17 protein-coding genes are annotated in these 25,622 nt (G+C 62.6%); 7 read left to right on the forward strand and 10 right to left on the reverse strand.

Features of this window, described 5'->3' with window-relative positions; all coding sequences use genetic code 11:
- Position 1: 1 nt before the first annotated feature.
- The 3 genes from mdtC to CRO23_RS05775 are packed head-to-tail and all read right to left on the reverse strand — an operon-like array spanning position 2 to position 7,451.
- Positions 2-3,082, reverse strand: coding sequence for a multidrug efflux RND transporter permease subunit MdtC (gene mdtC, locus CRO23_RS05765; RefSeq protein WP_016926707.1), 3,081 nt, complete (start codon positions 3,080-3,082; stop codon positions 2-4).
- Complete coding sequence (locus tag CRO23_RS05770) at positions 3,079-6,198, reverse strand: MdtB/MuxB family multidrug efflux RND transporter permease subunit (RefSeq protein ID WP_097101551.1); 3,120 nt, start codon at positions 6,196-6,198, stop codon at positions 3,079-3,081. Before CRO23_RS05770 ends, mdtC begins: the two co-directional genes overlap by 4 nt.
- Positions 6,198-7,451 carry an MdtA/MuxA family multidrug efflux RND transporter periplasmic adaptor subunit gene (locus CRO23_RS05775; protein WP_097101553.1) on the reverse strand — a complete coding sequence of 418 codons (1,254 nt, stop codon included), beginning with the start codon at positions 7,449-7,451 and terminating at the stop codon, positions 6,198-6,200. The genes CRO23_RS05770 and CRO23_RS05775 overlap by 1 nt, the downstream gene beginning before the upstream one ends.
- A 272-nt stretch (positions 7,452-7,723) precedes the next feature.
- Here CRO23_RS05775 and CRO23_RS05780 point away from each other — a divergent pair, with 272 nt between their 5' ends.
- Positions 7,724-8,677: an aldo/keto reductase gene (locus CRO23_RS05780; protein ID WP_033632388.1), complete on the forward strand. Its 954-nt coding sequence runs from the start codon at positions 7,724-7,726 to the stop codon at positions 8,675-8,677.
- A gap of 61 nt (positions 8,678-8,738) precedes the next feature.
- Positions 8,739-9,356: a pyridoxamine 5'-phosphate oxidase family protein gene (locus tag CRO23_RS05785; protein WP_016926711.1), complete on the forward strand. Its 618-nt coding sequence runs from the start codon at positions 8,739-8,741 to the stop codon at positions 9,354-9,356.
- Here CRO23_RS05785 and CRO23_RS05790 read toward each other — a convergent pair.
- Both CRO23_RS05790 and yegD read right to left on the reverse strand, forming a co-directional pair.
- Positions 9,353-9,919, reverse strand: a complete 567-nt coding sequence (locus tag CRO23_RS05790; protein WP_097101554.1) for a GNAT family N-acetyltransferase — start codon at positions 9,917-9,919, stop codon at positions 9,353-9,355. The genes CRO23_RS05785 and CRO23_RS05790 overlap by 4 nt on opposite strands.
- A gap of 51 nt (positions 9,920-9,970) precedes the next feature.
- Positions 9,971-11,323 carry a molecular chaperone gene (gene yegD / locus CRO23_RS05795; RefSeq protein WP_033639655.1) on the reverse strand — a complete coding sequence of 451 codons (1,353 nt, stop codon included), beginning with the start codon at positions 11,321-11,323 and terminating at the stop codon, positions 9,971-9,973.
- Positions 11,324-11,582: 259 nt separating this feature from the next.
- Between yegD and CRO23_RS05800 the strand changes: the two genes are divergently transcribed.
- From CRO23_RS05800 to alkA, 3 genes are all read left to right on the forward strand, one after another.
- Positions 11,583-12,593, forward strand: a complete 1,011-nt coding sequence (locus tag CRO23_RS05800) for an AraC family transcriptional regulator (RefSeq protein ID WP_033639656.1) — start codon at positions 11,583-11,585, stop codon at positions 12,591-12,593.
- 147 nt (positions 12,594-12,740) lie between these two features.
- The gene (locus CRO23_RS05805) at positions 12,741-13,580 is read left to right on the forward strand and encodes an oxidoreductase (protein WP_016926715.1); all 840 of its coding nucleotides are present in this window, start codon (positions 12,741-12,743) and stop codon (positions 13,578-13,580) included.
- Positions 13,581-13,741: 161 nt separating this feature from the next.
- Positions 13,742-15,232 (forward strand): DNA-3-methyladenine glycosylase 2, encoded by a 1,491-nt coding sequence (alkA, locus tag CRO23_RS05810; protein WP_097101557.1) that lies wholly within the window; start codon positions 13,742-13,744, stop codon positions 15,230-15,232.
- 8 nt (positions 15,233-15,240) lie between these two features.
- Here the strand turns inward: alkA and CRO23_RS05815 are convergent, their stop codons facing one another.
- The 5 genes from CRO23_RS05815 to ppk1 form a co-directional block, all read right to left on the reverse strand.
- The gene (locus CRO23_RS05815) at positions 15,241-15,594 is read right to left on the reverse strand and encodes a DNA-binding protein (RefSeq protein WP_028127779.1); all 354 of its coding nucleotides are present in this window, start codon (positions 15,592-15,594) and stop codon (positions 15,241-15,243) included.
- Between the two features lie 276 nt (positions 15,595-15,870).
- Positions 15,871-17,304 (reverse strand): magnesium transporter, encoded by a 1,434-nt coding sequence (gene mgtE / locus CRO23_RS05820; RefSeq protein WP_016926718.1) that lies wholly within the window; start codon positions 17,302-17,304, stop codon positions 15,871-15,873.
- A gap of 103 nt (positions 17,305-17,407) precedes the next feature.
- Positions 17,408-17,590, reverse strand: a complete 183-nt coding sequence (locus CRO23_RS05825; RefSeq protein ID WP_004941600.1) for a YfgG family protein — start codon at positions 17,588-17,590, stop codon at positions 17,408-17,410.
- A gap of 181 nt (positions 17,591-17,771) precedes the next feature.
- Positions 17,772-19,322: an exopolyphosphatase gene (gene ppx / locus CRO23_RS05830; protein WP_016926719.1), complete on the reverse strand. Its 1,551-nt coding sequence runs from the start codon at positions 19,320-19,322 to the stop codon at positions 17,772-17,774.
- Between the two features lie 10 nt (positions 19,323-19,332).
- The gene (ppk1, locus tag CRO23_RS05835) at positions 19,333-21,396 is read right to left on the reverse strand and encodes a polyphosphate kinase 1 (RefSeq protein WP_016926720.1); all 2,064 of its coding nucleotides are present in this window, start codon (positions 21,394-21,396) and stop codon (positions 19,333-19,335) included.
- A 396-nt stretch (positions 21,397-21,792) separates the two neighbouring features.
- On the opposite strand from ppk1, the gene CRO23_RS05840 reads away from it, so the two are divergent.
- Both CRO23_RS05840 and pstA read left to right on the forward strand, forming a co-directional pair.
- Positions 21,793-23,964 (forward strand): ABC transporter permease subunit, encoded by a 2,172-nt coding sequence (locus CRO23_RS05840; protein ID WP_079452373.1) that lies wholly within the window; start codon positions 21,793-21,795, stop codon positions 23,962-23,964.
- Positions 23,961-25,610, forward strand: coding sequence for a phosphate ABC transporter permease PstA (gene pstA / locus CRO23_RS05845; RefSeq protein WP_016926722.1), 1,650 nt, complete (start codon positions 23,961-23,963; stop codon positions 25,608-25,610). Before CRO23_RS05840 ends, pstA begins: the two co-directional genes overlap by 4 nt.
- The last annotated feature ends 12 nt before the right edge of the window (positions 25,611-25,622 follow it).

The following is a 25,622-nucleotide window of genomic DNA, read 5'->3' on the forward strand; positions in this document are numbered from 1 at the left end:
ATTAATGGGGCAGCGGAGCCAGTTGCTTGTTGCGGCGGAACTTCGCCTGCAGCCGGTCGAAGTAAAGGTAGACCACCGGGGTGGTGTACAGCGTCAGCAACTGGCTCATCACCAGGCCGCCGGCGATGGTGATGCCGAGCGGTTGGCGCAGCTCCGCGCCGTCGCCGCTGGTCAGCACCAACGGCAGCGCGCCGAACAACGCCGCCAGCGTGGTCATCATGATCGGCCGGAAACGCAGCAGGCTGGCCTGGAAAATCGCCTCGCGGGCGCTGATGCCGCCGTTGCGCTGCGCTTCGAGCGCGAAGTCGACCATCATGATGGCATTTTTCTTCACGATGCCGATCAACAGCATGATGCCGATCAGCGCGATCAGGCTGAACGGCGCGCCGAACAGCTCGAGCGCCAGCAGCGCCCCCACGCCGGCGGAAGGCAGCGTGGAAAGGATGGTCAGCGGATGGATATAGCTCTCATACAGCACGCCGAGCACGATATACACCGTGGCGATCGCCGCCAGGATCAGGATCAGCTGCGACTTCAGGGTGTCCTGGAACACCTGGGCGGTGCCGGCGAACGCGCCGCGCACCGTGGACGGCACGCCGAGCTGAGTCATGGTGCGCTCTATCGCCGCGGTGGCGTCCGACAGGCTGCCGCCGTCCGGCAGGTTAAAGGAGACGGTCGAGGCGGCGGACAGCCCCTGATGGTTGACCGACAGCGGCGCGTTGGCCGGCCGCCAACTGGCGAAGTAGGAGAGCGGTATCGCTTTGCCTTCGTTGTTGATGATGAACATTTTGTCCAGCGAGCTCACGTCCTGGGTGTAGGGCGGCGCCACTTCCATCACGACTTTGTATTGGTTGAGCGGTTGGTAGATGGTCGAAATCTGTCGCTGGCCGAAGGCGTTGTTCAACAGGTTGTTGGCGTCGGACACCGAAATGCCGAGGCGCGCCATGGTTTCGCGATCGTAGACCAGATCCATCTCCGAGCCTTTATCCTGCTGATCCGAGTTGACGTCCGCCAGCTCGGGCAATGCGGCCAGCGCGGTGCGGATCTTCGGCTCCCATTCGCGCAGCGCGGCGAGATCGTCCGCCAGCAACGTATATTGGTAGCTGGCGTTGGCCTGCCGGCCGCCGACGCGGATATCCTGCACCGCCATCAAAAAGAGGCTGGCGCCCGGTTCTTTGGCCAGGCGGGCGCGCAGGCGGGCGATCACTTTCTGCGCGTCGTCGCTGCGTACCGACAGGGGTTTCAGTGAGATGAACATCGAACCGCTGTTGGTGCGCGAACCGCCGGTAAAACCGGTGACGTTTTCCACGTCCGGATCTTCGCGCACGATTTTCATGAAGTCTTCCAGTTTGCCGCGCATTGCCTGGAACGAAATGCTTTGGTCGGCCTGAATAAAGCCCATCAGACGCCCGGTATCCTGTTCCGGGAAGAAGGTTTTCGGGATGCTGATATACAGCCAGACGTTGAGCGCAACGGTGGCGAGGAACACCGCCAGCACCCAGCGAGAGTGGCCGAGCACCCAGTTCAGCGAGCGCCCGTAGCCCTGCTGCAGCGCCAGCAGCATTTTGCCGAAGCCGCGCGCCCGCCGCTGCGAACGCGGCGGCTGGTGGCGCAACAGGTAGGCGCACATCATCGGCGTGAGCGTCAGCGAGACGATCAGCGACAGCCCGATCGACACCGACAGGGTGACGGCGAACTCGCGGAATAGCCGGCCGGGCAGGCCTTCCATCAGCAGCAGCGGGATAAACACCGCCACCAGCGAAACGCTCATCGACAGCACGGTGAAACCGACCTCCCGCGCGCCCAGCAGCGCGGCGTTGATCGGTTTCATGCCGGCCTCGACGTGGCGGGAAATGTTTTCCAGCACTACGATGGCGTCGTCCACCACAAAGCCGGTGGCGATGGTCAGCGCCATCAGCGACAGGTTGTTGAGGCTGAACCCGCACAGATACATGGCGGCGAACGAGCCGATCAGCGACACCGGTACGGCGACCGCCGGGATCAGCGTGGCGCGCCCGGAGCGCAGGAAGATGAACACCACCAGGATCACCAGCCCGATGGCGATCGCCAGCGACTGTTCCACCTCGGCCAGCGACGCGCGGATGGTCGGCGAACGATCCTGCGCGACGTTGAGTTGAATCGAGGCCGGGATATTCTCCTGCAGGGCGGGCAGCTCGGCGCGAATGCGATCGACGGTTTCGATGATGTTGGCGTCCGGCGCGCGGCTGATGGCCAGAATGATCGCCGGTTTGGCGTCGGTCATCCCGGCGTTGCGCACGTCTTGCACCGAGTCTTTGACCTCGGCCACGTCGGCTAAACGCACCGCCGAGCCGTTGTTGTAATGAACGATCAGCGGGCGGTAGGCGTCGGCGGTTTTCAGCGCGTCATTGGCCTGGATCTGCCAGCGCTGCTGCGGGTTTTCCACGGCGCCCTGCGGGCGGCGCACGTTGGCGTTGGCGATGGCCTGCCGTACGGTGTCCAGCGACACGCCCTGATTGAACAGCGCCGAAGGGTTCAGCTCCACCCGCACCGCCGGCAGCGAGCTGCCGCCTACGGAAACGTCGCCGACGCCCTCAGTCTGGCTGATCTTCTGCGCCAGCTGGGTGGAGGCGAAATCGTAAAGCTGCCCCTGGCTGTAGGTGTCCGAGGTCAGCGTCAGGATCATGATCGGCGCGTCGGAAGGGTTGACCTTGCGGTAGCTGGGGCGGCTCGGCATGCCGGTCGGCAGCAGGCTTTGCGCGGCGTTAATCGCCGCCTGCACGTCGCGCGCGGCGCCGTTGATGTCGCGATCGAGATCGAACTGCAAAATGACCCGGGTACTGCCGAGCGAGCTCATCGACGTCATTTCGTTAACCCCGGCGATGCGGCCCAGCGCGCGCTCCAGCGGCGTCGCCACCGAAGACGCCATGGTTTCCGGCGAGGCGCCCGGCAGCGACGCGCTGATCGAAATCACCGGAAAATCCACCTGCGGCAGTGGCGATACCGGCAACAGGCGAAAGCCGATCGCGCCGCTGATGGCGATGGCCAGCGTCAGCAGGGTGGTGGCCACCGGCCGGTGAATGAACAGGGCGAAGAATCTCACGGCAACTCCTGCGTATCCGGCTGGCGATGCGTGTTGCGCGCCAGTTTGTCAAACAGCAGGTAGATCACCGGGGTGGTGAACAGCGTCAGGATCTGGCTCATGATCAAACCGCCGACCATACAGACGCCGAGCGGATGCCGCAGCTCCGCGCCGACGCCGGTGCTCAGCATCAGCGGCAGCGCGCCGAGCAGGGCCGCCAGCGTGGTCATCAGGATCGGCCGGAAACGCAGCAGGCAGGCCTGATAGATGGCGTCGCGCGGCGATAAGCCCTGCTCGCGTTCCGCCGCCAGCGCGAAGTCGATCATCATGATGGCGTTCTTCTTCACGATGCCGATCAGCAGGATGATGCCGATGATGGCGATCACGTCCAGCTCGCTGCCGGCCATCATCAGCGCGAGCAGCGCGCCGACCCCGGCGGTCGGCAGGGTGGAGAGAATGGTGACCGGATGAATGAAGCTTTCATACAGCACGCCCAGCACGATGTACATCGCCACCACCGCCGCCAAAATCAGCCACAGCGTGCTGCCGAGCGCCGCCTGGAAGGCCAGGGTCGCCCCCTGGAATTGGGTAGTGATGTCCCTTGGCATGTTGAGATTTTTTTCCGCCTGGGTGACCGCGTCCACCGCCTCGCCGAGCGAGTAGCCGTCGGCGACGTTGAACGAAACGGTGGCCGACGGGAACTGGTCGAGATGGTTGACCGACAGCGGGCCGAAGCGCTCTTCGATTTTGGCGATGGCGCTCAGCGGCACCACGGCGCCATCGTTGCCGCTCAGACGGATCTCATTGAGCGCCGCCAACCCCGGTGTCGCGCTGACGTCGTGCTCCAGCACCACGCGGTATTGGTTGGCCTGGGTGTAGATGGTGGAGATCAGGCGCTGGCCGAACGCGTTGTACAGCGCATTGTCCACGTCGCTCATGGTGACGCCGAGGCGGGAGGCCGAATCGCGATCGACGTTGACGTAGGCCACCAACCCCTGATCCTGCCAGTCGCTGGTGACGTCCGCCAACTGCGGGGTTTGTTTCAGCTCATCCATCAGCTGCGGCACCCACAGGCTGAGATCGTCCAGCGACATCGCCTGCAGGGTGAACTGGTACTGGGTGCGGCTGACCTGGGTATCGATGGTCAGATCCTGCACCGGCTGCAGGTACAGCTTCACGCCGGGAAACTGCGCCGTTTGCTGCTGCAGGCGGCTGATGATCGCCGGAATGCGGTCGCTGCGTTCGCTCAGCGGCTTCAGGTTGATCTGCAACCGGCCGCTGTTGAGCGTGGCGTTGCTGCCGTCGACGCCGACGAACGAGGTCAGGCTTTCCACCGCCGGATCCTTGAGGATCTGCGCTGCGACCTGCTGCTGGCGCTCGGCCATGTTGCTGAACGAGACGCTCTGCGGCGCTTCCAGCGTGCCCTGAATGATGCCGTTGTCCTGCACCGGGAAGAAACCTTTCGGGATCAGCAGATACAGCAATACCGTCAGCGCCAGGGTGCCCACGGCCACGCCGAGCGTCAGCCAGGGATGGTTAAGCACCGTTTTCAGCCACTGGCCGTATCGCGCGATCACCCGCTCGAAAAAGCGTTCGGAGGCGGCGGAAAAACGGTTCTGCTTGCGCAGCGATTCGTGGCTGAGCATGCGCGCGCACATCATTGGCGTCAGCGTCAGCGACACCACGGCGGAGATCAAAATCGCCACCGCCAGCGTGACGGCGAACTCGCGGAACAGGCGGCCGACGATGTCGCCCATGAACAGCAGCGGGATCAGCACCGCCACCAGCGAGAAGGTCAGCGAGATGATGGTGAAGCCGATCTCGCCGGCCCCTTTCAGCGCGGCGTCGAGCGGTTTTTCCCCTTTCTCGATGTAGCGCGAGATGTTCTCGATCACCACGATGGCGTCGTCCACCACGAAGCCGGTGGCGATGGTCAGCGCCATCAGCGTCAGGTTGTTGATGGAGAAGCCGAGGAAGTACATGGCGGCGAAGGTGCCCACCAGCGACAGCGGCACCGCCACGCTGGGGATAATGGTCGCCGGCACGTTGCGCAGGAACACGTAGATCACCATCACCACCAGCGCGATCGCCAGCAGCAGCTCGAACTGCACGTCGCTGACCGAGGCGCGGATGGTGGTGGTGCGATCGGTCAACACCTTGACGTCGACCGATTTGGGCAGGCTTTTAATCAGCGTCGGCAGCATTTCGCGGATGCTGTCGGCGGTGGTGATGACGTTGACGCCGGGCTGGCGCTGAATGTTCAGCACGATCGCCTGCTGCTTGTTGGCCCAGGCCGCCAGCCGGGTGTTTTCCGCCCCTTGTTCGATGGTGGCGATATCCTGCAGGCGGATCGCCGCGCCGTTCTGATAGGCGACGATCAGCTGGCGATAGTCGTCGGCAGATTTCATTTGGTCGTTGGCGGACAGGGTGACCGATCGGGTCGGGCCGTCAAGGCTGCCTTTCGCCGAGTTGACGTTGGCGTTGCTGATGGCGGCGCGGATGGTTTCGCTGTTCAGGCCATAGGCGGCGACCGCCGCAGCGTTCAATTTTACGCGCACCGCCGGGCGTTGGCCGCCGGCCAGGGTCACCAGGCCGACGCCGGTCACCTGAGAAATTTTTTGCGCCACGCGGGTTTCCACCATGTCTTCCACCTGCGTCATCGGCATGGCGGTGGAGGTCACGGCCAGCGTCAGGATCGGCGGATCGGCGGGGTTAACCTTGCTGTAGATCGGCGGGTAGGGCAGATCGTTCGGCAGCAGGTTGGTGGCGGCGTTGATCGCCGCCTGCACTTCCTGCTCCGCGACGTCGAGCGGCAGCGCCAGCTGGAACTGCAGCGTCACCACCGAGGCGCCGCCGGCGCTTTGCGACGCCATTTGCTTCAGGCCGGACATCTGGCCGAACTGGCGTTCCAGCGGCGCGGTAATGGCGGAGGTCACCACGTCCGGGCTGGCGCCGGGGTATAGCGTCACCACCTGGATGGTGGGGTAATCCACCTCCGGCAGGGCGGACACCGGCAGCGCGCGATAGCCGATAATCCCCGCCAGCAATATCGCCACCATCAGCAGCGTGGTGGCGACCGGGCGCAGAATAAACAGGCGGGACGGACCGCCGCCGGCGTTGGGAGGCATCACCTGCATCAGGACTTCCTCTGAACGTCAGGTTCGCGCTTGGGGTTGGCCGCCGCAGGCGCTTCGCTCGGCGCGAGCACTTCCACCTGCATGCCTTCGGTCAGGCGATCGATGCCGTCGGTCACCACCCGATCGCCGGCGTTGAGGCCGGCGCTGATCACCACCTGCCGGCTGTCCTGCACGCCGGCGGTGACCCGATGTTTGCTGACCTTGTTGTCTTCGCCGAGCGTCCAGACGAAGTTGCCCTCGTTGCCCATCTGCAGCGCGGCGGTCGGGATCACCACCGCGTCGTGCAGGGTATCCACCTGCAGTCGCGCGTTGACGAACTGGTTGGGGAACAGCGCGTCATCTTCGTTGGCGAAACGCGCTTTCAGCTTGATGGTGCCGGTGGCGGTATCAATTTGGTTGTCCAGGCTCAGCAGCGAACCGGTCGTCAGCTTGTTCTGGTTGGTGCGATCCCAGGCTTCGACGCTCACCGGCCCGGCTTTTTGCGCCTTGAGCAGATCGGCGATGTTGCCTTCAGGCAGCGTGAACACTACGTCGATCGGGTGCGTCTGCGTGATCACCACCAGACCGGTGGTGCTGCCGCTGGTGACATAGTTGCCGACGTCGACCAGTTTCAGGCCGACGCGGCCGTCGATTGGCGCAGTGATGCGGCTGTAGGTGATCTGCAGTTTGGCGCTGTCGACCGCGCCCTGATCGGCCTTGATCGCGCCTTCGGTCTGCTGCACCAGCGAGGCCTGCGTATCCAGCTCCTGACGGGAAACCAGATTGGTTTTCACCAACTGCTGATAGCGCGCCAGATCGCGCCGGGCGTTGGCCAGCGTGGCCTGATCTTTTGCCAACTGCCCCTGAGCCTGGGTCAGCTGCACCTGAAACGGCCGGGGATCGATCTCCGCCAGCAGATCGCCGGCTTTGACCTGCTGGCCTTCGGTAAAGTGGATCGCCATCAGTTGGCCATCGACCCGGCTGGTGACGGTCACGGTATTGGCGGCGGTGGCGGTGCCCAAGCCGGAAAGATAGCGCGGCACGGTTTGTTGCGTGGCTGTCGCCGCCTGCACCGGCGACATCGGCGCGCCGCGTCTGCCGCCCGCCGCGCGGCCCGCTCCCGTTTTACCGGCGGCCTGGTGCGCGCCCGGCGTCGTCCCGGCGGTCGGTTGAACGGCGCTGAAATGGCGCCAGGCCAGAACGGCGACGATGATCGCAATCGCCGCAGCCAGCAGGCGCAGCAGCAGGGAACGACGTTGGGGTTTTGCATTCATGGTGGTGAAAATTCTCTCCAAAAGGCAGGGGCGCGGGCACTCATTGCCACAAAAATGACACTCCTTACAGGATACTAGTTTAGCCAGCGAAGACGGCATAAAAATGAAGGAAATATGGAGGAACCGTCAGCATTGTCTTAATAAGTGGGTGATTTGCGCGTGCTATGTTTATAAGTGATTTATTCCGGCTTATAGCCAATACGTTTTAACGATTTCCTGCATTTGGCGCTAATAATTAACAGGAAAATCATTTAACCCATGGAGCCTTTGTGATGAGCAAGAAACAACTGGGCCGTTCGGGCATTCAGGTGCCGGCGTTGACCTTTGGCGGCAACGTGTTCGGCTGGACGGCGGATCAAGCGACCTCGTTCAGTCTGCTGGATGCGCTGGTGGACAATCAGCTCAACTTTATCGATACCGCCGATGTCTATTCCAGCTGGGCGCCGGGCAACCGGGGCGGCGAATCGGAAACCGTCATCGGCGAATGGCTGAAGAAGAGCGGCAAGCGCGACCAGGTGATCATCGCCACCAAGGTGGGCAAACCGATGGGCGAAGGCAAACAGGGGCTGTCGCCGCGCTATATTCAGCAGGCGGTGGAAGATTCGCTGCGCCGTCTGCAAACCGATTATATCGATCTCTACCAGTCGCACGACGATGACCGCGATACGCCGCTGGAAGAGACGCTGGCGGCGTTCGATGCGCTGATCAAAGCCGGCAAGGTGCGGGCGATCGGCGCCTCCAACTATCAGGCGGATCGCCTGGAAGAAGCGCTGCGGGTGAGCGAGAACAACGGATTGGCGCGCTACGAAACCCTGCAGCCGGAGTACAATCTGTATGCGCGCGAAGGGTATGAAGCCGAGCTGGAAGGCGTGGCGCAGCGCCACGGGCTCGGGGTGATCAATTTCTTCGCGCTGGCCAGTGGTTTTCTGACCGGCAAATACCGCAGCAAAGCGGACGAGGGCAAAAGCCAGCGCGGCGATCGCATCGTCGAACGCTACCTGAACCCGCGCGGTTTCCGCATTCTGGCGGCGCTGGATCAGGTGGCGGGCAAACACGGCAGCTCCCCGGCGCAGGTCTCGCTGGCCTGGCTGATTGCGCGCCCGAGCATCACCGCGCCGATCGTCAGCGCCACCTCGTTGCCGCAGTTGGATGAGTTGGTCAGCGCCACCCGCCTGACGCTGGATGCGGACGACATTCAGACGCTGAACCACGCCAGCGCTGAGTAAAAGCCGCCGGCGATTTTGCTCTATGCTGAAGGGGTCAATATGACTTATTCAGGAAACTGCAATGTCTGGCGATATCATCAACGACCTCGCGGCGCTGGAACAGCTTTACGGCAAACCCGCCGCGCCCTCGGTTTTTAAAGAAGTCAGCTATATCCACCCGGCGTACCGTCCGTTTATCGAGGCGGCGCCGTTTGCCGCCCTCTCGACCGTCGGGCCGGACGGCATGGATGTCTCCCCGCGCGGCGATCCGGCCGGTTTTATCCAGATCGAAGACGAGAAAACCCTGCTGCTGCCGGACCGGCGCGGCAATAATCGCATCGATAGCCTGCGCAATATCCTGCACGATAACCGGGTGGCGCTGCTGTTGCTGATCCCCGGCATCGGCGAAACGCTGCGGATTAACGGGCGGGCGGAGATCGTGGTGGCGCCGGCGGTGCTGCAGCGCTTCGCTCACCGCAACCAGTTGCCGCGTTCGGTGCTGCGCATTCGGGTGGAGGCGGTGTTCTTCCAGTGCAGCCGGGCGATCTTGCGTTCGGGATTGTGGGAAGAGGGCAGCCGCCTCGAACGTTCGGCGCTGCCCAGCCCCGGCCATATTTTGGCCGCGGTGAGCCAAACGCGCTTCGACGGTGAGGAGTACGACAGCGCGCTGCCGCAGCGACTGAAGGATACGCTGTATTAATCGCCGTGGCGTTCGCGCCACGTTTGCCGGTTCAGCCGGTACAAGACGTGCTGTTGCAGCGGATGGCCCGCCGGCAGACGCGGGTGCAGGAAGGTTTCGCCGTCGAAGCGCATACCGATGCGCGTCATCACCCGGCGCGACGGCTGGTTATCTTCGGCGGTGAAGGACACCACTTCCGGCAAATGCAGCGTGTCGAAGGCGCACGCCAGCGCGGCGCGCGCCGCCTCAGCGGCGTAGCCGTTGCCCCAGTGGGCCGCCGCCAACCGCCAGCCAATCTCCACGCAGGGGGCGCAAGGCAGGTCGTCGCCCGGCCGCGCCAGCCCGACAAAACCGATAAAGGGCGCGCCGCTTTTCACTTCCACCGCCCACAGCCCCCAGCCGTGCTGTTGCAGGAAGGCGCGGATGCGTTCGGCCTGCGCGCGGCTTTCCTCGGCCGTCATCGGCGCCGGGAAATAGCGCATGACCTGCGGATCGGCGTTGAGCGCGGCGAAGGCCGGCAGGTCGTCGTCGCGCCAGGGGCGCAGCCGCAGTCTGGCGCTGTCGAGGGTAAGGATGGTCGACATGATGCATAGCCTCCAATGAACAAGGGCGCGGCGAGCCGCGCCCGTGGGCAGTCAACGGAACAGCGTTTGCGCCCAGCGCGCCAGCCCGGCGGTGACCGAGCCGAAGTCGTTGCCGCCGACGATCGGAATGCCCGGCAGCTGCTGTTGCAGCGCGGCGCGCAGCAGGGGGGAGCGCGCGCTGCCGCCGGTCAGGTAGATCACCTGCGGCGCGGTCTGGCTGCTGGCCAGCGCGGCGCTGACCTGCTCCTGAATGCGCATCAACGGCTGCGAGATGGCGTCGGCGAGCTGAGCCTGGCTGATGTTCTCCGCCAGATCGGCCTGCACGAAATTGAGCGGCGCGCTGATGGCCGTTTGGCCGGACAGGGCGATCTTACTCTCTTCTGCCGCCCGCACCAATCGGTAGCTCAGGCGCTGCTGGTACACTTTCAGCAGGCGCTTGACCTTTTCCGGCTCCGCCGCGTCGAGGATCAGATCGCGCAGCACGCGGCCATTGGCGGCGCTGTAGAAATCGTTTTGCGCCGGCACGTCGTTGGTCGCCACCGCATTCCAGTAAGGCAGCGCCGGCAGGGCGATGCCTTTCGCGGTTTCGCCGCCCAGGCCGAACAGCGGCATCAGCTGTTTGAAGGCCAGCATGATGTCCAGATCGTTACCGCCGACCCGGCAGCCGCTGTGGCCCAGCAGGCTCTGCTGGCGATCGGCGCGGTCGCGCCACTGCGGCCCCATCAGCAGCACCGAGCAGTCGGTGGTGCCGCCGCCGATGTCCACCACCAGCACGGTTTGCTCTTCGCTCAGCGTCGCTTCGAAGTCCAGCCCCGCCGCCACCGGCTCGAACTGGAATTCAATGTCCTTGAAACCGGCGCGTTCGGCGGCGCGCTGCAAAATGCCCTGCGCCTGCCGGTTGGCTTCGTCGCCGCCGATGCCCTGGAAGTTGATCGGCCGGCCGATCACCGCCTGATCGATGCCGGTCTGCAGCACGTTTTCCGCCTGGCGTTTGATGTGGAACATCATGGCGCACACCAGGTCTTCGAACAGCGCGATCTGCTGCGGTTTCAGGCCGTTGGCCCCGAGGAAGGATTTCGGCGAGCGCACGAAGTACACCTCTTCCGGATCTTCCATGTAGTGCGCCAGCGCCTGCAGACCGAACAGCACGCTGTCGCCGTTGACCGGAATGTCTTCTTCGCGGTTGTAACTGATGGCGCGGCGCAGCAACTGCTGGTTTTCTTCGCTGCCGGTCGGGATCTGCCAATGGCGGTGCAGGCATTCGCTCACCGCTTCGCGGGTCGGCGCGCACAGCATCGAAGGCAGATAGGGCGCGTTGTTTTCCAGCGTCAACAGCTCGGGGCCGTGGTCGCGCATCACTGCAACGGAACAGTTGGCTGTCCCGTAGTCGAATCCAATAAACATCTCTTTTTTGTCCCCATGCCAATGAAGGGGGGCGACTTTACCCGAGACGGGGCCGGCGGGCAATGCGCCAATGCGCGAGTGTCGAAAAATTTAGCGTGCGCGAACTTTCTCAGTGTGAATAACGCTCAAGCCGCAGCAATGGCACAGTCGGCTATGAAAATGGCGTGCTTCGCCCATCAAGACGCACGCCATTTCTTTATACTCAACAGGTATTCCGAGCGGGGAATGCCTTTCCCTATGACTCTGCGATGAGGATTCCATGACGCGCAACTCTACCTTTCTCATGAATATCGGCTGGCGAACCCTGCTGAAAGATCTGGGACTCCAGCCGACGGATGTTTTACGCCGGGCTGCATTGCCTGAAGATCTGTTGTCACGCACCGCTGAAGGGATCACAACGGAAGAATATTTCCGCTTCTGGCGCGCGATGGAGGAAGGAACGGGCGACCCGTTGTTTCCGTTGAAAATCGTTGCGCTGATGTCAACGGAATCGTTTGACCCTCCGATATTCGCCGCCCTGTGCAGCGCCAATCTGGCGCAAGCTGTCCAGCGGTTAGCGAAATACAAGCAACTTACGGCGCCGATGAGCCTGGAGCTCGCCATCGGCCCTGAAGGCGAAATGACGATTTCACCCCGCTGGCTGTTGGCGGAGGAGGCAGTACCGGCGTCTTTGCTGGTGGCTGAGCTGGCATTTTATGTTCGGCTGGCGCAGCTTGCCACGCGCGAACCGGTAAAAGCGCGCCGTATCACCTTGCCTGAACTGCCGCCTGCAGCGCTTTCACGCCCCTTGGCAGCCTTCTTCGGCTGCGCGGTAACGCCTGGGGCAGGGCCGGGCATTACTTTCTCCTCCGCAGATGCCTTGCGTCCCTTTTTGACAGTGAATGAGGGCATGTGGCGCGTTTTCGAACCCGAGCTGCGTCGTCGCCTCAGTGAACTGGGCGCCACGGCAACCACCGGAGAGCGCGTTTGTGCGGTGCTGCTGGAGTTGATTCCCAGCAATACCGCCGGCATCGATGCGGTGGCGGCAAGATTGGGCATGAGCCGCCGGACGCTGCAGCGGCGTCTGGAAGATGAGGGCGAGAGTTTTCGTTCGCTGAGCAACGGCACCCGGGAAAAATTGGCGCGCCACTATCTTAAGCATTCGACCCTTACCAGCGGAGAGATTGCCTTTTTGCTCGGTTTTGAAGAGCCGAACTCTTTCTTTCGCGCCTTTCACGAATGGACAGGGCAAACGCCGGAAGCGGCTCGCCAGGCGATGCGGCTGAATTAGCCGAGAGGCGCTGTTCACGTTGGCGCATTCTGCGAGTTGATTGGCGCGGTTCGACATGGTTGCGGCAGGGCCCGTCGCTTAAAGTGGACAACATACAGACTGCGCAGGCAGTCGCCAACGCAATCATCCTAATAAGGAGCAGTCAGTATGAAGTCCAAAGTGATCCTGGTGACCGGCGCTTCGTCCGGTATTGGTGAAGCCACCGCCGTCACGTTAAAGCAGCGCGGGCACACCGTTTATGCGGCCGCCCGCCGGGTTGAGCGCATGCAGGCTCTGGTTGCCGCTGGCATTCGCGTTTTGCCGTTGGACGTCACCGACGATGCTTCCATGGCGCAGGCGGTAAAGACCATCATCGCCGAAACGGGGCGTATCGATGTGCTGGTCAATAACGCCGGCTACGGCTCCTATGGCGCTATTGAAGACGTTTCTGCGGATGAGGCTCGCGCTCAATTTGATGTGAATGTGTTCGGTGCGGTTCGGCTGACGCAGCTGATTTTGCCGCACATGCGAGCGCAGCGCTCCGGCACCGTCATCAATATTACGTCGATGGGCGGAAAAATACATACGCCGCTGGGCGGTTGGTATCACGGCACCAAATTCGCCTTGGAGGCCATCAGCGACTGTCTGCGCATGGAGGTGCAACCTTTCGGCATCGACGTCGTGGTGATCGAACCCGGCGGCATCCAGAGTGAATGGGCGGATATCGCCGCGGAAAAACTGATCGGCGTTTCCGGCCAGAGCGAGTACGCCGCTCAGGCTCATGCTGTCGCCCACGCCATGGTCAGCGACGCCAGCAAGAAACGGCAATCGCCGCCGAGCGTGATTGCCGATACGATCGCCAAAGCCGTCGCCGCCCATCGTCCGAAAACGCGCTATGCGGTGGGGTTTGGCGCGAAACCGTTGATTTTTCTGCGGCGCTTGTTGTCCGATCGCGCCTTCGATGGGCTGATGCGTCGGGCATTGGGGGTACCGCGCCAGGGGCAATAAATCGTCGGGCTGCGGGGCTTTATGTCGGTGGCGGTAAAAATGGTGCGTCTGAACGCTGTTAAGACGCATAATCATTAAAGACAATCGCTAATCTGGACGGCGGGAAGGCGCGTAACTTAATGTCCGAATTCCGCACGTCAGCGCGCCAGCCGAGCCCCATAATGCCGAAAAAACCGACCCCGAGCGTTGCCATGAATACTCAACAGCAAGCGTTGTACGACGCGCTGCGCGCGCGTGACCGCAAATTCGACGGACGCTTTTTCGTCGGCGTCTCTTCAACCGGTATCTATTGCCGTCCGGTGTGCAGCGCCCGCACGCCGAAGCGGGAAAATTGCACCTTTTATCCGAGCGCGGCGGCGGCTGAACTGGCGGGGTTTCGCCCCTGCCTCAAATGCCGGCCGGAGCTGGCGCCCGGTCTGGCGCTGATCGATCTGGGCAACCGTTATGCGCAGGTGGCGGTGCAGCTCATCGAGCAGGGATATCTGTCCGAACACAGCTGCGAAGCGCTGGCGGCGCGGCTGGGCATTTCCGATCGCCATCTGCGGCGCATCTTCGCCGAACAGTTTGGCGCTTCGCCGATCGATTACGCGCAGTCGCACCGGCTGCTGCAAGCCAAGCGCCTGTTGGCGGATACCGATCTGCCGCTCAGCGAGGTGGCGTTCGCCGCCGGCTTCGGCAGCCTGCGGCGTTTCAACGAGCTGTTCAAGGCGCGCTACCGCCTGATCCCGTCAGCGCTGCGCAGCGGCGGCGCGCGCGGTGAACGGGCCGCCGCCAGCGGGCTGGTGTTTCACCTGGGCTATCGGCCGCCCTATGACTGGGAGCGCATGCTGAATTTCTTGCAGGCGCGCGCCGTGCAGGGCGTGGAACGGGTCGACGGACGCCGTTACCTGCGCTCGATCGCCGTCAGCCAGGGCGGCACGGAACACTGCGGCTGGGTCAGCGTGCAGCCGGAAGAGGCGCGCAATCGGGTTCGGGTCGAGATCGCGCCTGCGCTCAGTCTGGTGACGACGGAGGTGTTGCGCCGGGTGCGCCTGCTGTTTGATCTGGACGCCGCGCCGGATCGCATCAATGAGGCGCTGGGCTCGCTGGCGGCCGATGCGCCGGGGCTGCGCCTGCCGGGCTGCGTGAACAGTTTCGAGCAGGCGGCGCGGGCGGTGCTGGGCCAGTTGGTCAGCGTAAAAATGGCGGCGATCTTCGCCGGGCGGATGGCCGAACGCTGGGGGGAAGCCCTGGCGACGCCGCATGAGGGCATCACCCATGTCTTCCCCACCGCAGAACGGGTGGCGCGGCTGCAGCCCGAAGAACTGCGCCCGCTCGGGGTGCAGCTGAAGCGCGCGGCGGCGCTGATCGAGATCGCCCGCGCGCTGGGCGAAGGGCGGCTGCAGCTCGACAACGTGCTGGATATCGAGCGGGGCATCAAGGCGCTGACCGCGCTGCCGGGCATCGGCAGCTGGACCGCCAGCTATATCGCGATGCGCGCCTGGTCGTGGCCGGACGTGTTCCTGGCCGGCGATTATCTGATCAAACAGCGTTTTCCCGGCATGACGCCGCGCCAGATAGAACGCTACGCCGAACGTTGGCGCCCGTGGCGTTCTTACGCCACGCTGCATCTGTGGCACAACGACGGCTGGGCGCCGGAAGGGGAGAGTTGAACGCAGAGCTAGCGAGGGGCGTCGATCAGCTGCAGCAGGCGGCTCATGCCCTCGCGCATCAGGAACGCCAGCAGCTTTTCCCGCTCGGCCGGCGTCAGGTGGTAGTAATGCTCGATCCAGACCCGTATCGGATCCTGACGTTTGACGTCGTAGTCCGGATGATCGGCCTCGCGCAAGGCCGACAGGCTGCGCGCGCCGAACGGCAGGCTATCGATATGGTATTCCAGCGCTTTGCCCTGTACGCCGCTGCGGCGGCGGCTGACCCAGCCTTCACGCCGGGCCATCAAATTGACCCCTTGCGGAGTTGAAGGCAAGCCCGCCTTACCCATCAGTTCCCTGGCGGAAAACCATTTCTTTTCCATAGTCCCTTATCCCTGAGCCATCACATGTCGAGGAAAATCAACGGATACGCTGATACTCGCATGGGCGCTTCATCTTACTTAATCGTTTAAGCCTCAGGTGTTATTTATATCACTAATCTTGTCTTGGTTAACATAATGTGACGGATGAGGGAATACGGCGTGGTTTGAACGCGGCAAATGGCGGCGGGGGCTCTGTTATTCTGGCGAATCATCAGGGCACGTTTTCAACGATGTCATCCGGTGGAAAGGGCCGGCACAGGGCCGGCTTTTGGCGTATTACAGCAGGAACAGAGTGGCGAGGCCGAGGAAGATGAAAAAGCCGCCGGTATCGGTCAGCGCGGTGATGAGCACGCTGGAGCCGACCGCCGGATCGCGGCCCAGTTTGAGCATAGTCATCGGGATCACCACGCCCATCAGCGCCGCCAGCAGCAGGTTGAGCAGCATCGCCAGCGTCATTACGCCGCCCATCGCCGCGTCGCCGTAAAGCAGCCAGGTGACCACGCCCATGATGCCGCCCCACACCACGCCGTTGATGATGGCGACGCCCAGCTCCCTGAGCATCAGGCGCGAGATGTTGCCGACTTCGATCTGGTGCAGCGCCAGCGCGCGCACGATCATGGTGATGGTCTGGTTGCCGGTGTTGCCGCCGATACCGGCGACGATCGGCATCAGCGCCGCCAGCGCCACCAACTGGGAAATGGTGTGTTCGAACAGACCGATCACGCGAGAGGCGACGAACGCGGTGCAGAGGTTGATCGCCAGCCAGGCCCAGCGGGTCTTGACCGCCTTGCTGACCGGGGCAAACACGTCTTCTTCCGGGCTCAAACCGCCCATGCGGCGCAGGTTGGTGTCGCTCTCTTCGTTGACGGCGTCGACGATCTCTTCGATGGTCAGGCGGCCCATCAGTTTGCCCTTGGCGTCAACCACCGGGGCGCTGATCAGGTCGTAACGTTCGAACGCGCCGGCCGCTTCATCGGCCTTGTCTTCGGGCTGGAAGGTGGCGGGATCGCTGTCCATCACCTCGCGCACCGGGATCTCCGGGTCGTTCAGCAGCACTGCGGTCAGCGGCAGTTCGCCCAGCAGGGTGTTTTTGCGGTCGGTGACGAACAGTTTATCGGTGGCGTCGGGAATGGTTTTGCGCATGCGCAAAAAGCGGTGCACCGCGCCGAGCGTGACGTCCGGCCGCACCGTCACCAGTTCGAAATCCATCATCCAGCCGACGCTGTCTTTGGCGTACTGGCTCATCTCGCGCACCTGGGCGCGCTGTTCCGGCTCCAGCGAGGTCAGCAACCGGCCCATCAGGTTACGCGGCAGGTATTGCGCCAGATAGGCCTGTTCGTCCACGTCCAGCGTTTTGATCGCTTTGAGCAGGTCTTTATCGCTCATTTCTTCGATCAGGCTGTCCCAGACCGGTTCGGCGACTTCCACCAGCGTCTGGCCGCGCTTGCTGTTGCCCACCAGCCGCCACAGCGCCATGCGTTCGTCCTGCGGCAGCGCTTCCAGCAGGTCCGCCAGGTCGGCGGCGTGCATGTCGTCAAGCAGGCCGGTAATTTCCGCCGTTTGGTTCAGCAGTTCGCTTTGGCTGAGGGCGTGTTCATCCCCTGGCCGGCCGAGAATGCCGTCGACCAATTCCTTATTGTTCAACAACAGAGTGAGAATGCGCTGGCGGTGTTCAGCGACTTTTTTGACGTTATGGGTTGCGGCTGACATGGTGTTCCTTAACGGGCGCTCGGCGTTCCTGACGCAGGCTCATTAAAAGATAGAGCATAGCGAGTGCCGGCGTCATTTTTATGAAACGGACGGGGCGCGGCGGTTATTCAGAGGAGGCGTCCTGTTGCGGCGCGCTGACTTCGGCGGCGTTTTGCGCAGCGGCCTGCTTTTTTTCCTGATGATGAGGCACCGCCACCACGGCGGCGTACAGCAGTCGGCCGACTAAAATGATAAAGCTGATAAACAACACTATCTTCGTCATCTGTCCGGTGGTTTTCTTGCGCATATATCACCCGGTATGCCGGTGTCCTGTGTTATTCGCTCGAGAATTTGTAACCGGATTTTAGGCGCTGATGACAAAAGTTGTCCATTTTTTTCCGGCGAGCGGCGCGCCGTATTAGGGTTTCGTTTAGGTTGGCGGAGCGGGGGCGGAAAGAAAAACCCCCTGGCTGGCAGGGGGCGGAGGATCAGGCGGAGCGCTGTTCGTCTTGCGAACCTTCTTCGTCGATCAGCAGCTTCCAGCCGACGACGTCGTTCCAGTAGGCCTGCTCGCGCTCGAAGTCCAGCTGCACCAGGTTGTTTTGCGCCAGGTAGCCGGCCGGGAAGCGCAGCGTCCAGTGGTTGTCGTCGGTGGTCAGGCGCAGCGTTTCCGGCGTGGTGGTCGACTGCCGCTGGTTGTTGAGCAGGGTGCTCAGACGCAGCAGCTGGATCAGCGGCAGGTAGTGTTTCTTCTTGAACAGATTGAGGCGCGGCAGCTCTTCCAGCTTGATCGCTTTGCGGTGGAAACGCACCAGCGCCGCCAGCAGCAGCTGCTGTTCCTGGTTGAAGCCGGGCAGGTTGGAGTTTTGCAGAATGTAGGCCGAATGGCGGTGCATGCCGCTGTGGTTGATGCTCAGCCCCACCTCGTGCAGCATGGCGGCCCATTTCAGCAGGGCCTCCAGCTGCGGATGCACCAGCTTGGTGTTTTGCGCCATCCACTGCGAGTAGAGCAGCTCGGTGGTTTCCAGCACCCGCTTGGCCTGTTCGCGGTCGATGTTGTAGTGATCGGCCAGACTTTTGGCGGTGCGGCTGCGGATGTCCTGGTGGCGGAAGCGGCCTTCCATTTCATACAGCACGCCTTCGCGCAGCGCGCCGTCGGACAGGCGCAGATCGCGGATCGCCAGCGCGTCGAACACGCCGCACAGGATAGCCAGCCCCGGCACGAACACCGATTGGCGATCCTCCGACAGCCCCGGCAGGCTCAACGAGCCGAAGCTTTTGAACTGCAGCACCTGTTCGGCGAGCATTTCCAGACGATCCAGGGTGATGAGACCGTCTTTTTCGCCCATCGCCACCAGCACTTCGTGGGCGGCCTTGATGGTGCCCGAGGCGCCCAGCGCGTACTGCCAGCCCTGAATGCGGTACTGCCAGGCCAGCGTTTCCAGCTTCTGCGCCGCCGCCAGCCGCGCGCGGCGGAAGTTGTTTTTGCTGATCTCGCCGCCCGGGAAGAACAGCTGGGCGAAGCTGACGCAGCCCATGCGGCGGCTTTCCGCCAGCAGCGGCTCGAAGTCTTCGCCGATCACCAGCTCGGTCGAGCCGCCGCCGATGTCGATCACCAGCTTGCGGCCCTTCTCCGGTTGGGTGTGTTCCACGCCCATGAAGATCAGACGCGCCTCTTCCTGGCCGGCGATGATTTCGATCGGGTAGGGGATCACTTTGGCGGCGCGCTTGAGGAACACTTCAGCGTTCACCGCCTGACGCAGGGTGTGGGTCCCGACGATGGTGACGTTATCCGCCGGGAAGCCCTGCAGCCGTTCGGCAAACAGCGCCAGGCAGGCCAGGCCGCGTTCTATCGCCTCTTCACTGAGTACGTTGTTGCTGTCCAATCCGTCGGCGAGATGCACCCGCTGTTTTAAACGGCCCAATACCTGTAAGGCGCCGTTGACGACGCGGGCGATCACCATGTGGAAACTGTTCGACCCAAGGTCGATGGCGGCGATTTCCTGCGGTTTGTTCGTTGCAGTGTTTTTTAGCGGCATAGTTGCTGGCCTACTGTCCTGGTTGTTCCAGAGCTTTTAAATACTCGTAAATAGCCACCTGGGCGCGCACTTTGCGGCGGTTGCCGCGCGGCACGTACTGGTTGCTCAGTTCTTTATCCACATAACGGGCCTTGACCGTATCGCTGAACAGGATCTCCAGAATGTCCAGAACGCGCTGTTTCAGCGCCGGATCCAGCAGCGATACCGCCACTTCGATACGGTAATCTATGTTGCGGGTCATCCAGTCGGCGGAGGACAGATACACCCGTTTGTCACCTTTGTTGTCGAAAACGTAAACCCGATCGTGTTCCAAAAAGCGATCGACGATGCTGATCACCTGAATATTGTCGCTGATCCCCGGCAGGTTGGGAATCAGGGAACACATGCCCCGCACCAGCAGACGGATCTTCACGCCGGCGCCGGACGCGGTATATAACCGATCTACCAGCCCTTTATCCACCAGATTATTTATTTTCAACATAATGCCGGCCTGTTCCCCGGCCTGGGCGTTGGCGATTTCGTTGTCAATCAGCTCATACAACTTCAGGCGCGAGTTCTGCGGCGACACCATCAGGTTGTCGAAGGTGACCGGCCGGTAGGGGTTCTCGATAAAGTTGAACACCCGGCGCACCTCGTTGGTGATGCGCGAGTCGGCGGTCAACAGCGAATAGTCGGTGTAGATGCGCGCGGTTTTTTCGTTAAAGTTGCCGGTGCCGATATGAGCATAGCGCACAATTTCATCGCCTTCACGGCGCGAAATCAGGAACAGTTTGGCGTGGATTTTCAGCCCCGGCGCCGAGAAGATCACGTGTACGCCGGCCTCGGTCAGGCGCTTCGCCCAGTGAATGTTGGCCTCTTCGTCGAAGCGCGCCTGCAGCTCGACCACCACCGTGACTTTCTTGCCGTTGTGCGCGGCGTGGATCATCGATTCGATGATGCGCGAATCTTTCGCCACCCGGTAGATGTTGATTTTGATCGCCAGCACGCTCGGATCGAACGACGCCTGGCGCAGCAGCTCCAGCACGTGCTCAAAGGTGTGGTACGGGTAGTAGAGCAGCACGTCCTTTTCGCGAATGGCGTCGAAGCCGTTGCGGAAACCGTCGAACCAGATGTGGCGCAGGCGCGGCAGCGGCTTGTTGACCAGGTTGGCTTTGCCGACGTTCGGGAAGCTGATGAAATCTTTAAAGTTGTGGTAGCGGCCGCCGGCGATCACCGAATCGTAGTTGGAGATGCCCAGCTTGCCGCGCAGCAGCTCCACCATTTCGTTCGGCATGTCGCGCTGATAAACGAAGCGCACCGGCTCGGCGGTGAGGCGCTGTTTCAGGCTGGAGGACATCAGTTCCAGCAGGCTGGATTCCATTTCGGTCACCAGATCGTACTCGGCGTCACGGGTCATCTTCATCGAATAGGCGTTGAGCGCGTCGTAGTCGAAGAAGCCCTTGAAGATATCGTCCAGGCAGTAGCGCAGGATGTTGTCGAGCAGGATCATCGGCTTGCGGCGGCGCGGCGCTTCCGGCGGCAGATTGACGAAGCGCGGCACCTTGTCCGACGGGATCTCCAGCAGCGCATAGTCGGTGCGCGCGCCGCGGATAATCTCCACCGCCAGATAGGTGTAATCGTCTTTCAGGAACTGCACCAGGTTGGTGTCGTGGTTGATCAGGATCGGCGTGATGTGCTGGCGCAGGTGCTGTTTGAAATATTGCCGCAGCCAGATTTGCTGGTTCTCGGACACCTGGCGTTCGTTGATCAGGAAGATCTGGTTGCGCGCCATTTCCAGCAGCAGATCGTTGTACAGACCGTCGAACTCCTGATCGGTTTTCAGCACCTTGGCCTGGATCTTTTTCAGCAGATGGCGTGAAGAACCGGCGGAGCCTTGCTCTTCGCTGATCAGGATGCGCCGTTTGAGATCGGCGAAGCGGACTTTATAGAACTCGTCGAGGTTGTTGGAGTAAATGCCCAGAAAACGCATACGTTCAATCAGGGGATTGCTCTTATCTGCGGCTTCCTGCAACACGCGCTCATTAAAGGATAACCAGCTTAGTTCTTTTTCGATGTAGAGCTTTTCCTGACCCATTGCCACTCCAGTTCAAATTTAGAATAGGATCCGGGACGCAGCGCCCGAATGCCGCTCTAGTGTCCTTCATCATTATTGCGAGAGATTGACAGGAAAGTCCAACATATCCATTGCGTTGGCGCGCGGCGTTTTTCGGCGGCAATAAATTTTCTCAGAGGTGGGGCGCCAGGTGGCGAAATGAACAGCAGGAAATGACGATTAGCAGACTTATTCTTGGTGATATTAAGCGTGTTTACGTTCATTTTTCAGCAATATATCAAAGCCATATTGTCTTTTTGCAGTGTAAAAAACCTGGGTTATGGTGGGTAACTTTGTCATGCAAACGTCATAAAACTGACATAAGATGCCCGGTTATCTTACGGCGCAAGCCCGATTACATCAGCGACAGCGAGACACATGATACAGACGACGGCCAATCAACATCCCCGAGATCGCATGCGCGGGCGCATCGACCGCGGCGTGCAGGCGGCAGTGACCGCCAGCGGGCTGATGGTGCTGATGACGTTGATGCTGATCTTCGTTTATCTGCTGTTTGCGGTGCTGCCGTTGTTCAAACCGGCCTCGCTCGGCCAGGCGCAGCCGCTGCCGCTCACGGTATCGGCCCCGGCGCTGGCGCTGGGCATGGACGTGCAGCAGCGCGTCGGTTATCGCATCGACGCGCAGGGCTCGGGGCAATTTTATCGCCTGACGCCGGCGCCGAGCGGCCAGGCTCAGACGCCGCTGGCGCAGCAGACGCTGTTGGCCAAACCGACGCTGCTCGCGCAGGCCGCCGGCGAGCGCGATCTGTTTGCGTTGGCGCAGGCTGACGGCCGGTTGGTGGTGGCGCGCGCGGATTTCGCCACGGCGGAAAACGGCCGGCCGCAGTGGCAGTTCCCGCTCGGGCAGCAGCCATTGGCGCTGGATCCACAGCGCAAGCCGCTGAAACTGCTGTCGCTGGCGGATGCGCATCGCGGGCAGTATCTGCTGGCCGGAGTGACCGACGATCGGCGGCTGGTGTTCGGCCGCTTCAGCCCCGACCGGCCGCCACAGTTTAGCGAGCGGCCGCTGGAGCACGACGGGGAGCAGCTGGTGCTGACGCCGGATGGCCGCCAGCTTTATCTGCTGACCGGCAACCGGCTGGCGCGTTATCAGATCGACGGCGCACAGGTGCAGCTGCGTGAAACGCGTACCCTTGGCGAACATGCACCGTATCAGATGACGGCGCTGCCCGGCGGCAGCGCGCTGCTGATCAAGGGCGCCGACGGCAACCTGCGCGAGTGGTTCGAGGTGGAAAAAGATCGGCGCTGGCGCCTGACGCCGGTGCAGCATTTCGACCACGGCGCCGACGGGCAGGAGCTGACGGTGGCTGAACCTTATCGCCGGGTGTTCGCCACCCTGCGGCCCGATGGCGGCTTCTCGCTGTTCTCCGCCATTCAACCGCAGCCGCTGCTGAATACCCGTTTGGGCGCCGAGGTGCGGCAGATGGCGTTCGCGCCGCGCGGCGATGGCCTGCTGTTGGAGAGCGCGCAGGGCTGGCAGCGCTATGCGCTCGACAACCCGTATCCGGACGTCACCTGGCGTTCGTTGTGGGGCAAGGTGTGGTATGAGAACTACCCGCAGCCGGCCTATGTCTGGCAGTCCACCTCCGGCGAAGACAGTTACCAACCTAAATTCAGCCTGATGCCGGTGATCTTCGGCACCTTTAAGGCGGCGGCTTACGCGATGCTGTTCGCCATCCCGCTGGCCTTGGCCGGCGCCATCTATACCGCTTACTTTATGACGCCGGGGCTGCGGCGGGTGATCAAACCGGCTATCGAAGTGATGGGCGCGCTGCCGACGGTGGTGATCGGGCTGGTGGCCGGCATTTGGCTGGCGCCGATCATCGAGCAGTATCTGTTGGCGGTGCTGGCGTTGCCGCTGCTGTTGGCGGCGGCGGTGTTGCTGTGCGGCGCGTTGACCCATCGCTTTATGCCGCGCTGCCGGCCGGGCGTCGATCTGCTGTTGCTATTACCGCTGCTGGTGTTGACGGTGTGGCTGGCGCTCAGCCTGGGGCCGCGGCTGGAGGTGGCGTTGTTCGGTGAGCCGCTGCATTTCTGGCTGGGGGATAATTATGATCAGCGCAATGCGCTGGTGGTGGGCGTGGCGATGGGCTTCGCGCTGGTACCGATCATCTTCTCGCTGGCGGAGGACGCGCTGTTCAGCGTGCCGGCGACCCTGAGCCAGGGCTCTTTGGCGCTGGGCGCCACCCAGTGGCAGACGGTGATCAAGGTGGTGCTGCCATCCGCCAGCGCCGGCATTTTCTCCGCGCTGATGATCGGCTTTGGCCGCGCGGTGGGGGAAACCATGATCGTGCTGATGGCCACCGGCAACACGCCGATTATCGACGGCAGCCTGTTCCAGGGGCTGCGCGCGCTGGCGGCCAACATCGCCATTGAAATGCCGGAGGCGGTCTCCGGCAGCAGCCATTACCGCGTGCTGTTCCTGACCGCGCTGGTGCTGTTTGTCTTCACCTTCGTGTTCAACACGCTGGCGGAGGCGGTGCGCCTGCGGTTGCGCAAGCGTTACACGCCGAATCAGGAGGCGCCATGAAGAGCTGGGTGAAGAGCGGGTCGCCGTGGATATGGCTGACCGCCGGTTCGGTGGCCGTCAGCCTGCTGGCGCTGATCGGCATTCTGTTGCTGCTGGCTGGGCAGGGGATGCGCTATTTCTGGCCGAGCCCGGTTTATCAGTTCGAACTGAATCAGAACGGCGCCGGGCCGGTGACGGTGATCGGTGAGTTGTACCAGCAACAAAGTATTTCCCGGCGCCAGCTGGCCGAGGCGGGCGTCACGCCGCCGGGCGAGGCGCAGAGCGTCGAACGCTATCTGATTAAGGTCGGCAACCGCGAGCGCGAGGGGCAGGATTTCCGCACACTGCTGGCCAGAGACATCCGCAGCCAAAGCACGCCGCGCAGCCTGCTGGTGCTGGAGCGTGATAGCCACGGCACCGCCTACGGCTATCTGGCAGGGCTGCTGGAGGATGGGCAACCGCTGACCGGCCGCAATCTGGGGCAGGCGCTGCAGCAGCGGCTGCCGCAAATCGCCGCGCTCTCGCGCCAGGCGCACGACATTCAATTCCGCGACATGGCGCGCATCAATCAGCAGTTTGACGCGCTGCGGCTGCGGGAAAAGCGCCTGCAGCGCGACGATAAGCTGGACGCCCGCGCGCAGGACGCCATCAAGGCCGAACGGCTGGAGCTGCAGCGGCAGTATCAGCTGCTGTCCGAACGTCTGGCGGGGCTGAACCGCGATCGCCAGCGCGACGCGCTGCTGCTGCGCGACATGCACGGGCAGACGTTGACCATTCCGCTCAGTCAGGTGCGCGATGCCTGGTACCCGAACGCCATGAACACCGCCGAGAAGCTGGCGCACTGGGGCGAGCAGGTGAAGAAGTTCCTCACCGACAGCCCGCGCGAAGCGAATACAGAAGGCGGGGTGTTCCCGGCCATTTTCGGCACGGTGTTGATGGTGATCCTGATGTCGATCGTGGTGATGCCGTTTGGCGTGATCGCGGCGGTATATCTGCACGAGTATGCCGGCAACAATCTGCTGACGCGGGTGATCCGCATCGCGGTGGTCAACCTGGCCGGCGTGCCCTCGATCGTCTACGGCGTCTTCGGCCTCGGCTTCTTCGTTTATATGATCGGCGGCACGCTCGATCAGCTGTTCTATCCTGAATCCTTGCCCAACCCGACTTTCGGCACGCCCGGCGTGCTGTGGGCGGCGCTGACGCTGGCGCTGCTGACGCTGCCGGTGGTGATCGTCGCCACCGAGGAAGGGCTGTCGCGCATTCCCACCTCGCTGCGGCAGGGCTCGATGGCGTTGGGCGCCAGCCGGGCCGAGACGCTGTGGCGCATCGTGCTGCCGATGGCGGCGCCGGCGATGATGACCGGCCTGATCCTGGCGGTGGCGCGCGCCGCCGGGGAGACCGCGCCGCTGATGTTGGTGGGGGTCGTGAAATCGGTGCCGGTGCTGCCGGTGGACGAGATTTTCCCGTATTTGCACCTGGAGCGGAAGTTCATGCATTTGAGCTTCCAGATCTACGATATGGCATTCCAGAGCCCGAGCGTAGAGGCGGCGCGGCCGCTGGTGTTCGCCACCGCCTTCCTGCTGGTGACGATCGTGGTGAGTTTGAATCTGGCGGCGATGGGTATCCGCCATTCGTTGAGGGAGCGGTACCGAGCATGGTCGCAGTAACAATGACGCTAT

Source organism: Serratia sp. JKS296, assembly GCF_900215445.1.
In the GTDB taxonomy this organism is placed as follows: domain Bacteria; phylum Pseudomonadota; class Gammaproteobacteria; order Enterobacterales; family Enterobacteriaceae; genus Serratia; species Serratia marcescens.